Source organism: Streptomyces sp. NPDC006711, assembly GCF_042869775.1.
GTDB lineage: Bacteria > Actinomycetota > Actinomycetes > Streptomycetales > Streptomycetaceae > Streptomyces.
On record NZ_JBIAGO010000014.1, the window covers coordinates 120402 to 132651 of the forward strand.

Below are 12250 nucleotides of genomic sequence, written 5' to 3' on the forward strand. Positions count from 1 at the left end.
TCAGGGCCCCGTCGAACCAGCCTGCGTTCCCGAGCCGGGCGGGGCAACGGTCTGCGTGATGAGGGTGTCGACGACATCCTCGTAGGTGTGTCGACGGGCGTGGGCGGCGCGCTGTCGTTGGGCACCAGTCCCAGTTCGTTCGATCCGGCGGAGCTGGGCGTCGACGGTCCGGGCGTCCGAGGGGTGGGCCGCCAGTGCGGGGGCGACCCAGTCCCGCAGAGCGCGGAGTTGGGCACGCGCCGGTTCGAGACGGTGGTGGGTGAGGTTGAGGGCGGTCCCGGTGAGACCGTCGCGCGCGGCACGCCAGCAGGCCGCGCGCAGCAGCTGCGGGTCGGGCTGGGGCGCGGGACGGCCACTCCTGGCTTCCCGCAGGGCGGTGGCGGCGGCAGCCCGGATGAGCGCGGTGAGCAACACCGTGTCGTCCACGGTCGGTTGCGTGTCGGCGATCCTGATCTCCAGGGTGGGGTGCGTGTGGGAAGGGCGGATGTCCCAGTAGATGCCGCCAGTGTCGGGGCAGGTCTGGGTGGCGAGGAGAGCGGCGACCAGGTCCTCGTAATGTGAGAGCGAGGCGAACAGCGGTGGCGGTCCGCTCACCGGCCACCGGTGGCGGGTGACGCTGCGCCAGCTGGCGTGTCCGGTGTCGCGGCCGGCCCAGAAGGGGGAGTTCGCTGTGAGCGCGGTCAAGGCGGGCAGCCATGTGCGCAGGTGATTGCTGACCGCGAGTGCCTGGCCGCGGTCGCCCAGGCCGATGTGGACGTGGCAGGCGCAGGCGACTTCCTCGTCGTCCAGCGCGCCGTGCGCGGCCGAACTGCGGGCATAGCGCTCGCCCGCCGTGAGGGGCGGTGCGCCGGGGGGCGCCAGGACCGGGGCACCGCTGGCCACCAGCCGCACCCCGTGGCCGGCGGCGGCCCGTGCCGCGACGAGTCGCGTCGTGCGGAGCTGTTTGGCCAGCGCCGTGAGGTCGGTGTGCGGGTCGGTACGGGTCTCGACCTGATAGGCCGTCAGTTCCGGGCCGATGCGGGGACCCAGTTCCGCTCGGGCGGTCGCGATGACCGCTTCGGCGTCGGGGGCCAAGGTCCTGGTGCGGGGATCGACCAGTAGAAACTCCTCCTCCACCCCCACAGTCAAGAGCCCGTCGGCGGCAGGGACGGGAGACGCGGGAGACGCGGGATCACTGTCCGTTGCGGCGGCATGATGCACGGCAACACCCTGGCACATACCGACGGCCGTGGCTGTCCCAAATCCCGCCGTGCGGACGGGACGTCCGCGAGGGCTCCATCCGCCGCCGTCGGCGCAGTGCCGCGAGGGCTGCGGGGGCCGGTCGGCGATCGCGTCGCTCAGGCTGTGATCCGTCGTGCGCGCAGACGGTTCCGTACGGAAGTGGGAACGGGCCGGCGGGGTGTTGTTGGCTCGTATGGGGCGCGTCGGCCCGGCCGTCGTGGGGAAATCACCTGCCATGACCGATGGCGCCGTGACCGCCGGCAGCAGTAGCGCTCCGGACCACGACGAGTCCACGCGCCGTTGCTACGAGACCGGCGACGTGGATGCCTTCTACGACGCGGTGTGGGGTGGGGAGGACATCCACGTCGGGATGTACGCGCATGCGCGAGAGCCGATCGCGGAGGCCTCGCACCGCACGGTGCGGCACGCCGCGAACCGGATCGCGGACCTGCTCGGCCCCGACGCGACGGTGCTGGACCTCGGATCGGGGTACGGAGGCTCGGCCCGTGCGCTCGCCGAGCGCTTCGGCTGTCATGTGGTGGCCATCGACCTCAGTGAGGAACACAACCGGCGACACCGCGCCGCCAACGCCCGGCGCGGCCTGGACCACCTCATCGGGGTGCAAACACGCTCGCTCAACGACCTGCCCGGTCAACCTGCCCGCTTCGACGTCGTCTGGTCCCTGGAAGTCCCTGTGCCACGTGACCGACCGGGCAGGCCCCCTGCGTGAGGCGGTATGTGTGCTCAAACCGGGTGGAGCACTCGTCTTTTCGGACATCATGGCCGCCCCCGCGACCCCTGTTGAGGCCGTACGACCCGCCCTGTCCCGACTGGGCGTGGAGAGCCTGGCGACACCGTCCTTCTACCTGGAGCGACTGACCTAACTCGGCGTGAAGACGCCGCCCAGCTGCGCCCACCGGGGCTTCAAAGAGAAGCCGACATCGGCACCTGGTTGGTTGCACAGGACGCAACGGTTATTGCGGCACATGCGGTTGCCCTTTAGATCCCTTGCCGACGGCGTAACTACCGTGCGCCGTACGGTCATTGATCGGGAAGATTCCTTGAACGGAAAGCTCACGACGACCAGACTCGCCGCAGCCGCGGCGACCCTGCTGGCCGGGGTGGCACTGGCCGTCCCGGCGTCGGCCGCCACTGCCGCGCCGGTGCGGGCAGGGGTGGCGGCGGACTCGTCCACCTACTACGTCTACGTCACCGGGATCAGCAGTTCGCTGGACGCTGCCCGGGCGAACGCGGACTACAAGCTTCCGCACGGCTGTTACTACGGCGGGGTGGTGGCCAGTGGCACCACCCCCGACAACAACATTTGGGTGACCGTCCAGGGCATCTGCTCCGAGGCGCAGTGACCCGGGGGCCGGTACCCGCGCGATGCTGACCCGGTGTGACTTAGGCACTGTCCTGGCGATCACTTGTCTGTACCAGCCAGGGGCGGGTCTTACGATGAAGCCCATGACGAGCACTCCGGAGTTCTGGACCATTCGCCACTTCTCGCAGGCCAATCCTGCAGGCCCGGGCTGCGACAACTTGCCGGCACTCTTGCGGAGGCTGGCCGATTCGATCGAAGCGTTGGGTCATGTTGAAGTTCAGGATGTCGTCATCGAGTCGGAGATGACCGAACACGGACCTTGGCGGTCAGGGACGGTCTACTACCATCTGCCCGAAGACGGCTGAGCCCGGCATCCGGCGCTCACGAGCGGAGCCGGACCGCGAGGGCCGCTGCGGTGACTGTGCCGAGGTAGATGTAGGCACGTTGTCGTACCTGGTAGCGACGGCGTGAAAGTTCTTCACCTTTGTTGATGGCCCGCTCGACGGTGTTGCGTTTCTTGTACCGCTCTCAACCCAGTTCGAGGAGGTGATGCGACGGATCCACGTGCCGCGCCTGGTTACCGGAAGGCCCCGTACGAAGCCGGTCAGTGTCACCCGGACAACGTGCCGACTGCAAGCGCCGACAAGGGCTACAGCAACGTGTGATGACCAGCGACAGGATGCGGCAGCGGCCGTCCGTGCTCAGGTGGAGCTTGGTGAAGCCGCCGCGCGAGCGGCCGAGCGCCTCACCTCCCGCCTCACCTCCGCCAGCGGGTCGACCAGGTTCGCCCAGATCCGAGTGGTTCTGACCGTCTGAGCGGAGCCCCCTATGGCTGGAGGTGGCGTATGTCGGGCGCCGGCCGCGTGCTGGTGGGCTCGAACGGAGGTCGAGTCGACGGAGACATCCCAGTCGACCGTACCGGCCGCGTCAGCCTGGGTGTGGATGTGCTGAGCAGCCGTTCCCACGTCCCGTCTGCCGACCAGCAGCGGTGCCGCTCATGGAAGGTCTTCCATGGCCCGTAGCGTTCCGGCAGGTTGCGCCACTGGACGCCCGTCCGGACCCGGTACAACACCCCGTTGACCACCTGCCGATGGTCCCGCCACCGGCTGATCGGCGCCCCTTGGGGCACGGCACTGGAACTCGGCGGTGAGGCCCCGTACTGCCCTCCACGACCGGTGCTGGTCGGGGGCTGAAGTCTGTTCCCCCGCGCGGGGGAGGAGGCAGGCGTGAGAGGTCGCTCTCGAGCAGGAGCGGGCAGCGACCTGGTGTGGATGTGGTGGTCGGCGAACCTTTGGAACAGTGCGTCGTGAGCAACCAGTGCTCCAACGCATGTGCCAGGAGGCCCAGTTCATGTCCGAGGTCACCGCTCCCACAGGAACCGACATCGCACCGCCCCCGCAACGGGCCGTCCGGGCCGCCTACGCGTCCGCCCTCTCCGCGACTGTCGGATTCATCCCGCTGCACGCAGTGTGGGCACTGGGTATTCCGCTGTGGGCCGACAAGGACAAGTTCCGGGACTGGTACGCCGAGGGAGGCGGGCCCTACCTCCTCGTCCTCAGCGGACTGGCCCTGTTGGGCGGCGTCCTGGCGTTGAGCCTGGTCCGGTCGTGGGGGCTGGTGTTCCCGAGATGGGTGCCGCTCTTGGCGGGACGCAGGGTCCCGCCGCGCATGCTGGCCGGTACAGCCTTCGGGGCTTCGGCTTTCCTGCTCCTGTACACCGGCTGGGCCGCCATTCAGACCGTGGTTCAGTGGAATGACGACAGCGTCTTCAGCTCGTGGATCACCATTTATGGGATCCCGCAGTTTCTGGTGTGGGCGATCGGCCTGCTCGTAGCGGCACGCTCGTACCGCAGCCGAACGACACGAGGGCGCTGACCCGGACTGCGGGGCCCCGGTCCGGCGTTGATGGCTACATGGGGCAGGCGGGCGTCACCAGCGTCTCGCCACGCCCGTGGATCCGACAGCGCCCGGTCCGATCTCCGCCCGCCCGGCCAACTCCAGTGTCGTGGTCCCCGGCACTCTGCGCTGATAACCTTCCGGGCGCAGCGCACCGCGCCGGGAGCCCCCGCGACCCGGGATCCGGATTCGCCTGCGCTCCATTCGACATCGACCGCCACATCCTGCGTCCATACCCGGCTTCGGATCGCTACGGTTCGGCGCCCGGCCCACGCCACTTCGGGATCCAGAGGCGGGTCCGTCTCACAGCGAGGGGCGAACACGGCGTAAGCCAACCCGAAACCAGCCCTCCGCGACGCGCGCCCTCGCCCAGTCGTATCTGGCACCCGGGTTGCCTCCCGACCTCATGCGTATCGCTCCGGACGTGAGCTCAGCTGCGAAGTTCCCCTTGTGTTGCTTGCCAGTGGAGCCGTCCTCGATCCGACCGGGCCGCGACGGCCGCGCACGTCCCACTCCGTCTCGCCCCGCCGGCGTACAACCTCCCTGGCGGACAGCTCAGTTCCCACTCACACGGCCCCTGGCGTGCTGTTCCAGTGGCCTTCGGCGGGCGGCACCAAGGTCGATGTCGGCATCCGTCGCGCAGGCAGCTGAAGTGCCCGGGGCCACTCGCTCGTTCCGCCGCTGGGCCTGGCAGTCCCAGAACATGCCGAGATGCGGGAAGCCGGAGTCACGCGCGACCTTCGTCGCCCAACACGTACACGCCCGCGCGCGCTGCGGCCACCGCGGCCTCGGCGGCCCGGTCTGCGGCGGCTTCGTCCAGATGGTTGCTACTGGTCAGCAGGCGGTAGTAGAGGGGGGCGGAGACGGCACGGATCACCTCGTGGGCATTCGTGCCCTCGGGCACCTCGCCTCGGTCGATGGCCTGTTGGACGCAGGGTGCCCACTCCTTGACGCGGATCTCGTAGAACCGATGCAGGGCATCGGCTGTCTTTGCCTCGCAGATGGCTGCGGCGATCACTGCCCTGAACAGCGCCCCTTGCCGCGGATCAGCCAACGTGCTTTGCACGAGCCGGGCATTGGCCTGGAGATCACCGAGCAGCGAGCCGGTCTCGGTACGCGGCAGTGACTGTTCGGCCATGTCGAGCAGCAAGTCGGCCACCAGGGCGGTCACCGTCCCCCAACGGCGGTACACGGTGGTCTTACCCACCTCGGCACGGCGCGCGATGTCGGCGAGATCCAGGTGGGCAAAGCCATGCTCTGCCAAGGCGTCCCCAGCTGCCTGCAGCACCGACGCCCGCACCCGTGCCGTGCGCCCGCCAGGCCGGATGGTCCCCGGATCCGGACCCTCAAAACCCATAACGGAACTCCAGTTTCGTTAATGACTCGCACCTGCTACGTTGGGTTCCACACTAACGGAACTTCAGGACCGTTAGATTCGTCGACGTTGAGAGAGGGTCAGTCATGGAATACAGGCGGCTGGGCACGTCCGGCCTCAAGGTCCCCGCACTGAGCTTCGGGACCGGCACCTTTGGCGGTCAGGGGCCGCTGTTCGGCGCCTGGGGCACCAGTGATGGGCTGGAAGCGCGCCGTCTCGTGGACATCTGCCTCGACGCGGGCATCACGATGTTCGACACCGCGGATGTCTATTCCAACGGTGCCTCGGAGGAGGTGCTGGGCCAAGCCCTCAAGGGCCGCAGGGGCCAGGTGATCGTGTCCACCAAGACGGGTCTGCCGATGGGTGACGGCCCAGGCGATGCCGGCTCGTCTCGCACTCGCCTGATCGCCGCATGTGAGGACGCCCTGCGCCGGCTAGGCACCGACTACATCGACCTGTTCCAATTGCACGCCTTTGACGCCGGCACACCGATCGAGGAAGTCCTGTCCACACTCGACGATCTCGTACGGGCAGGCAAAGTCCGCTACGTCGGGATCTCCAACTTCTCCGGCTGGCAGGCGATGAAGTCCCTTGCGATCGCGGAGAGATCCGGCCACCCACGCTATGTCGCTCATCAGGTCTACTACTCCCTCATCGGACGCGACTACGAATGGGAGCTGATGCCCCTCGGGCTCGACCAGGGCCTCGGAGCCCTCGTATGGAGCCCGCTCGGCTGGGGACGGCTCACCGGCAAGGTCCGCCGTGGCCGGCAGCTACCGGCCAACAGCCGACTGCACCACACCGCGGAGTACGGGCCGCCGGTCGAGGACGAACACCTCTACCGCGTCGTCGACGCCCTTGACGAGATCGCGCAGGAGACCGGCAAAAGCATTCCGCAGATCGCCATCAACTGGCTGTTGCAGCGACCGACCGTGTCCTCCGTCATCATCGGCGCCCGCGACGAGAACCAGCTCCGCCAGAACCTCGGTGCTGTCGGGTGGAGGCTCACGCCCGACCAGGAGGCGAAGCTCGATGCGGCAAGCGGCAAGACGGCGCCGTACCCGTACTTCCCGTACCAGCGCCAGGAAGGCTTCGCCCGCCTCAACCCTCCGGTTGTCACGCCTACCCCGCTGCATGACGTCAGCGTCATGTAACTGACGCGCAGAATCGGGCACATTGCAAACTCGGACCGGAGGGCGTTGCCTCGCTCAACTCTCACGCCCGCCCTTTGTGCGCGAAGACCCAACGATTGCCCTCCAGCGCGTCGTTGGGCTGGGGGAGGGGGCCCCGGCCGTGTTGGTGGGTGAAGTCGAAGGGGGTGTGCGTCGAGGTCGACCAGCCCTTTTCGGACAGGTGGCCCGCTGAGTCGGGTCGGGGTCCCCTGGCGAAGAGGTCGAGCAGGTCGATGCCGATCTTCTCGCGTGTCGCCACGTACAGCGGGCTGTCGCGGTACCGCAGCAGGTCCTTCTCCAGCTTGGCCTCGAAAGCGAAAGCGCTGCCGTCAGCGGACAACTGATGCACCGTGTCGATGAGTTGAGTCTCGGCCGGGCCGGGCAGATAGAAGAGCAGTCCCTCCGCCAGCCAGACGGCCGGTGCCGACGCGTCGAACCCGCCGGCGGTCAGCGCGCCCGCCCAGTCCGCGCGCAGGTCGACCGGCACCGGCACGCGCTTCACCTTCGGACGGGCCCCGAGGTCCGCGAGCACTCGGTGCTTGAAGTCGAGCACACCCGCCCGGTCGACCTCGAAGACCACACAGTCCGTCGACGCCCAGTCGAGCCGCAGCGCGCGAGTGTCCAACCCGGCGCCCAGCAGCACCAGTTGACGCACGCCCGCTGCCGTGGACGCGAGGACGAAGTCGTCCAGGACCCTGGTCCGCAGCCCGAAGTATCGGGCGAACCGGCCCCACAGCGGATCCTCGTCGCCTTCGGGCACCTGCTGGATCCGTATCGGCCAACCGGAGCATGACGGAGCGGCGCGCACGAAGTGTTCCGCGTAGGGGTCTTGGGCCAGGCTGTCGTCGCGGTGGCTCTCGATCGCCCGTGCCGCCGCGACCAGCAGTGCGGTCAACCCCACGCCCCCGTCAACGCCCTCGGTGTCCGTACGCGCCGAAGCCGCTGACCGGGGCGTCGGGACCGCCGTGTCGTCGTCGCTCCGGTGCGTCGTCGGGCCGGCCATGTGTCCTCCAAAAGGCGATGCGTGCACGGCCCGGAGGGCCGGACGTGGCTCAGGGGTTGTCGGCGGGGCGCACGGTTGCGGTTCAGTGGTGTGTGCGCTCCGGGATCAGGACGGGTTTGACCACGCGCCCCTCCGTGCAGTCGCGTTCGGCCTCATTGATGTCGGCCAGCGGGTAGGTGCGAATGAGCTCGTCGAACGGGAATCTGCCGCTCTGCCACAGTCCCGTGAGGCGGGGTATCAGCAGCGATGGCACGGCGTCGCCCGCACAGATGTGGCGGATGCACCGGCCCCGGTCCAGCGTGCCCGGTTCGAGGGACAGCGCGGCGGGGAGCCGGGCCACGAGGCCAAGGCTCCCGGTGGGGCGCAGGGAGAGGAGCGCGTCGTTGATGAGCGCGGGCGTGGCCGTGGTGTCCAGCGCGTACCGCGCGCCGCCGTCGGTCAGCTTCCGGATACGCTCCGGCAGCCCGGCCGACCCGGCGGGCAGCGCGAGCGCGCCGTACCGTTCGGCCAGGGCCAAGCGTCCGGGATGGCGGTCCACGGCGACGGTGAGGGCACCCGCGGCGGTGGCCGCCATCACCGCGGCGAGGCCCACCCCACCCGCGCCGAGCACCAGCAAGGTGTCGCCGGGGCCGACGGCGAAGGTGTTGAGGACGGCTCCGGCGCCGGTGAGGAAGCCGCAGCCGAGGGGACCGAGCAGTTCGACGGGCAGGGCCGGGTCGACGCGGACGGCATTGCGGGCGGCCAGCAGCGCGTACTGGGCGAACGAGGACTGCCCGAACCACCTTGGGGCCAGGGCCCGTCCGGCCGTGTCGGTAAGTGCTGCCGGATCCTCGGCACGGCCGCCGAAGAGGTTGAGGGAGGCGAAGGAGTCACAGTAGGCGGGTGCGCCACCGAGGCAGTTGTGGCAGTGGCCGCAGGAGTCGAAGCTGAGTACGACGTGGTCACCGACACCGATCGTGGTGTCCGGCCCGCCGCCCGTGGCCACGACCACCCCGGCGCCCTCGTGGCCGAGGACGGCGGGCAGCGGGCTGCGGCCGGCGGAGCGTCGTACCGCGAGATCGGTACGGCACATTCCGCAGCCCGCGATCTCGACCAGGATCTCCCCGACGGCGGGTGCCGCGCGCAGGGTAACCTCCTCCACTGTGAACGGATCCTCGTAGGAACGCAGTACGGCCGCCCGGAACCTCACCGCGAAGCCTCCTCGTCGCGCCGGTGGTCGTCGCGCCGGTGGTCGTGGGAACGGTGTTCGTGGGGGCGGTGGACGACGAACGGCCGGAGGTTGCCGTAGAGCCCCCAGGGGCCGCCGGCGACTCCGAGTCCGCTGTCCTTGACGCCGGCGAAGGGCTGGGCGAGGGACAGTTCCGCATGGTGGTTGATCCACGCGGTGCCGCATTCGAGCCGTTCGGCCACCGCTTCCGCGCGGTCGAGGTCGGTGCCCCAGACCGAGCCGCCCAGTCCGAAGCCGGTGCCGTTGGCCGCGTCCAGGGCTTGATCGAGGCTGCGGTAGGGCAGCACGGGGAGGACGGGCCCGAACTGCTCGTCGGTCACCACCGGGCTGTCGGGCGGGACGTCGGTGAGGACGGTCGGGGCGAAGAAGTAACCCGGCCGCTCCAGGCGTCGGCCGCCCGCCGCGGCCCGGGCGCCGGCGGCCAGGGCCCGCTGGACGAGATCGTCGACTCGGGCGAGCTGGGGGGCGTTGTTCAGGGGGCCGATTCGGGTGTCGGGGTCGAGCCCGGGCCCGACACGCACGTCCCTCGCACGCTGGGCCAGCGCTTCGACGACCTGGGCGTGGAGCCGGACCGGGACGTAGACGCGTTTGACGGCCATGCAGACTTGCCCGCAGTTGCGGAACGCGGCCCAGAAGAGGCGGTCCGCGATCCGGTCCACCTCGACGTCGTCCAGCAGGATGGCCGCGTCGTTGCCGCCCAGTTCAAGGGTGACCCTGGTGAGGGAGGCCGCAGCCGACGCGGCGACGCTCCGTCCGGTGGCCACCGAACCGGTGAAGGTGACGTGGCGGATGCCGGGGTGGGAGGCCAGCTGGGCCCCGAGGGGTTCGCGGCCGGTGACGACGGTCAGGACGTCTCGCGGCAGGGCGGCGGCGAGGACCGAGCCGAGCAGGCGGGTCGCGAGGGGGGTGAAGGGGGACGGCTTGAGGACCACGGTGTTGCCGGCCGCCAGTGCGGGCGCGAACTTCGCGGCGGCGAGCTGCAGGGGAAAGTTCCAGGGGACGATCGCCGCGACCGGGCCGATCGAGCGCCAACGAACCTCGCTGGTCACCGGCCGCCCGTCGCGGATCGGTCTGCTGCCGGGGTCGGTGAGGCCGGCGAAGTACCGTAGCCGGGCGGCCGTACGGGCGATCTCCGCGTGCGACTCGGCGAGCGGCTTGCCCTGCTCCCGGCTGAGTAGTCGGGCGAGAGTGTCACCGGCGCCTTCGACGGCATCGGCGGCGGCCAGCAGCGCGGCGGCACGGGCGTCCGGGTCGGCCCGCCAGCCCCTCCAGGCCGAGGAGGCCCGTTCGACGGCGGCGTCCAGTTCCTCCGGACCCTGGGCGGGCGCCTCTTCGAAGGCCTCACCGGTGGCCGGATCGACGACGGCGAAACGCGGCGCGGCGGGCCCCGGCGAGCTGGATGGAGTGGCTGCGCGTGGGGGCGTGGACACGGGTGGGTGCGTCGGTGCGGGTGGGTGCGTGGATGCGGGTGGGTGCGGTGATACCGATGTCTGCGGGGGCGGGTGCATGCCGGTGTCGGACGTCGCCATGCGCGGGTCAGCCCGCCGTGGGGACGCCGGCGGCGTGCTCCCGGGCCTGCCGGTCCATCTCCGCGCGGAAGGCGGCCACCAAGTCGGGCCTGATGCGTCCGGCGACCCGGTCACCGCCTTCGCAGACGGCGCCGCGCACCCCCACGATGTCGGTGCCCATCCGGGTCAGCGCGGCCAGGTCGCCGCGCTGGACACTGCCGGCGAGGGCGGCGAGCAGCCCGGCGGCGTGGGCCCGGATGACGAACTCGGCGCAGACGTCCGGCGCGAGGTGGTCGAACAGCCGGGTCCCGTCCTTGACGGCGGTATCGAGCATGGCGGCATCGGCACCGGAACGAGCGGCGATGTCGGGCAGGGCGAGCGGATTGACACACCCGATCCGGTGGGCGTCGGCGTAACCGGAGGCGACGACGAGGGCGTCGGCACGGTGGTCCTTGACCGCCCGGACGACCGCGCGCATCACGTCGATGCCCTGCTCGGGCGTGGTGCAGCCGTAGAGCCCCACCTTGATGTAAGTGGCGCCGGAGACCACCGCGCCGAGGGCGGCCTGGGCCACCGTGCCGGGCTTGTACGGGACGTCCCCCACGGTCGCGGACACGGGTTTGTCGGCCGGGACCGCGTCCCTGATCTCCCTGATCACCCAAGGGAAGTTGGCGCCGAGCGAGCCCTCGTCGGGCTTCTTCACGTCGACGATGTCCAGGTGCTCTGCCGCCTTCGCGCAGTCGAGGGCTTCCTCGACGCTGTCCGGGGAAATGAGAAGTAACACCAACGGTCTCCTTCCGCCGCGCCATCCACGGCCAGAAGGCCAGGGGCGCGGATCACCTGGTTCACGCGGTGTGTTCATCATTTCCGGCATCGTGCGGGCTCGGTAGGGCGCGCACGGGGTTCTTGAGGGCGCGTTCCTGGTGCGGTGTGCGCTGCCTCCGTGCGGAGTGCGCCGCCTGGTCGCTCCCGTGTCGATCCGCCGCGTCGGACACCGCGACCGGGCCATCGAGCCGGACCTCGCGCGTCGCCCTGTTCATGTCTCCGGTGGCCGGGCCGATGAGCGCGTACGGGGCGTGTCATGAGCGGGGCGGCACTCCAGTGATCTTTCCGCTCCGGTCGATCGTGTGGGTCTCCCAGTACTTGTCCCACTTGTCGCCCACGTGTTCCGGCACCTTGCCCTGGGGATAGCGGACGTAACCCTGGGGCGGTTCCTGCTGTTCGTCCACGCAGGCCCTGCCCGCCGAGCCCACGTTCAGGACGGGGTACTCGCCGCCGCCGCAGATCGCGTCCTGCGTCGAGCAGCCGGTGACAGCCACGAACACGGCTGCCGCCGCCGCCACCCAGGCCGGCAACCGCTTGAGGCGCCATCGGCCGGACGAGGACTCGGCTGCGCGCGTCGCGTACGGGGGCTGGCGCACGGTGACCTCCCGGTGAGTAGTCGCTTGTACCGCCCCTGCCCGGAATGCGGCGGCCCGATCACAGTGGGACGCCGCCCTGGCTGAGGACTGGCCAGCGGTGGG

12 protein-coding genes and 1 pseudogene are annotated in these 12250 nt (G+C 70.1%); 5 read left to right on the forward strand and 8 right to left on the reverse strand.

Annotated elements, in window-relative coordinates; translation table 11 throughout:
• On the reverse strand, positions 1-1116 hold the full coding sequence (locus ACFYM2_RS25125) for a glutamate--cysteine ligase (RefSeq protein WP_388839255.1): 1116 nt from the start codon (positions 1114-1116) through the stop codon (positions 1-3).
• 340 nt (positions 1117-1456) lie between these two features.
• On the opposite strand from ACFYM2_RS25125, the gene ACFYM2_RS25130 reads away from it, so the two are divergent.
• From ACFYM2_RS25130 to ACFYM2_RS25140, 3 genes are all read left to right on the forward strand, one after another.
• Positions 1457-1951, forward strand: coding sequence for an SAM-dependent methyltransferase (locus ACFYM2_RS25130; protein WP_388839258.1), 495 nt, complete (start codon positions 1457-1459; stop codon positions 1949-1951).
• 331 nt (positions 1952-2282) lie between these two features.
• Positions 2283-2585 (forward strand): hypothetical protein, encoded by a 303-nt coding sequence (locus ACFYM2_RS25135; protein ID WP_388839261.1) that lies wholly within the window; start codon positions 2283-2285, stop codon positions 2583-2585.
• 103 nt (positions 2586-2688) lie between these two features.
• Positions 2689-2910: a hypothetical protein gene (locus ACFYM2_RS25140; RefSeq protein ID WP_388839264.1), complete on the forward strand. Its 222-nt coding sequence runs from the start codon at positions 2689-2691 to the stop codon at positions 2908-2910.
• A gap of 16 nt (positions 2911-2926) precedes the next feature.
• On the opposite strand, the pseudogene ACFYM2_RS25145 reads toward ACFYM2_RS25140, so the two are convergent.
• Positions 2927-3674: pseudogene (locus tag ACFYM2_RS25145) on the reverse strand (IS5 family transposase).
• Positions 3675-3895: 221 nt separating this feature from the next.
• Between ACFYM2_RS25145 and ACFYM2_RS25150 the strand changes: the two are divergent.
• Entirely contained in the window at positions 3896-4420 is a 525-nt protein-coding gene (locus ACFYM2_RS25150; protein ID WP_358997029.1) for a hypothetical protein, read from the forward strand.
• Positions 4421-5168: 748 nt separating this feature from the next.
• On the opposite strand, the gene ACFYM2_RS25155 is transcribed toward ACFYM2_RS25150, so the two are convergent.
• The gene (locus ACFYM2_RS25155; protein ID WP_388459865.1) at positions 5169-5798 is read right to left on the reverse strand and encodes a TetR/AcrR family transcriptional regulator; all 630 of its coding nucleotides are present in this window, start codon (positions 5796-5798) and stop codon (positions 5169-5171) included.
• Positions 5799-5902: 104 nt separating this feature from the next.
• On the opposite strand from ACFYM2_RS25155, the gene ACFYM2_RS25160 reads away from it, so the two are divergent.
• Positions 5903-6970: an aldo/keto reductase gene (locus ACFYM2_RS25160; RefSeq protein WP_388839267.1), complete on the forward strand. Its 1068-nt coding sequence runs from the start codon at positions 5903-5905 to the stop codon at positions 6968-6970.
• Between the two features lie 61 nt (positions 6971-7031).
• Here ACFYM2_RS25160 and ACFYM2_RS25165 read toward each other — a convergent pair whose 3' ends face one another.
• From ACFYM2_RS25165 to ACFYM2_RS25185, 5 genes are all read right to left on the reverse strand, one after another.
• Positions 7032-7991, reverse strand: a complete 960-nt coding sequence (locus tag ACFYM2_RS25165) for a class I SAM-dependent methyltransferase (protein ID WP_388839270.1) — start codon at positions 7989-7991, stop codon at positions 7032-7034.
• Between the two features lie 82 nt (positions 7992-8073).
• The gene (locus ACFYM2_RS25170; RefSeq protein ID WP_388839273.1) at positions 8074-9180 is read right to left on the reverse strand and encodes an NAD(P)-dependent alcohol dehydrogenase; all 1107 of its coding nucleotides are present in this window, start codon (positions 9178-9180) and stop codon (positions 8074-8076) included.
• Complete coding sequence (locus ACFYM2_RS25175) at positions 9177-10649, reverse strand: aldehyde dehydrogenase family protein (protein WP_388839276.1); 1473 nt, start codon at positions 10647-10649, stop codon at positions 9177-9179. Before ACFYM2_RS25175 ends, ACFYM2_RS25170 begins: the two co-directional genes overlap by 4 nt.
• A 106-nt stretch (positions 10650-10755) precedes the next feature.
• Complete coding sequence (locus ACFYM2_RS25180; protein ID WP_388839279.1) at positions 10756-11511, reverse strand: (5-formylfuran-3-yl)methyl phosphate synthase; 756 nt, start codon at positions 11509-11511, stop codon at positions 10756-10758.
• A 295-nt stretch (positions 11512-11806) separates the two neighbouring features.
• Positions 11807-12148: an SCO0607 family lipoprotein gene (locus ACFYM2_RS25185; RefSeq protein WP_388839282.1), complete on the reverse strand. Its 342-nt coding sequence runs from the start codon at positions 12146-12148 to the stop codon at positions 11807-11809.
• Positions 12149-12250 lie beyond the last annotated feature (102 nt).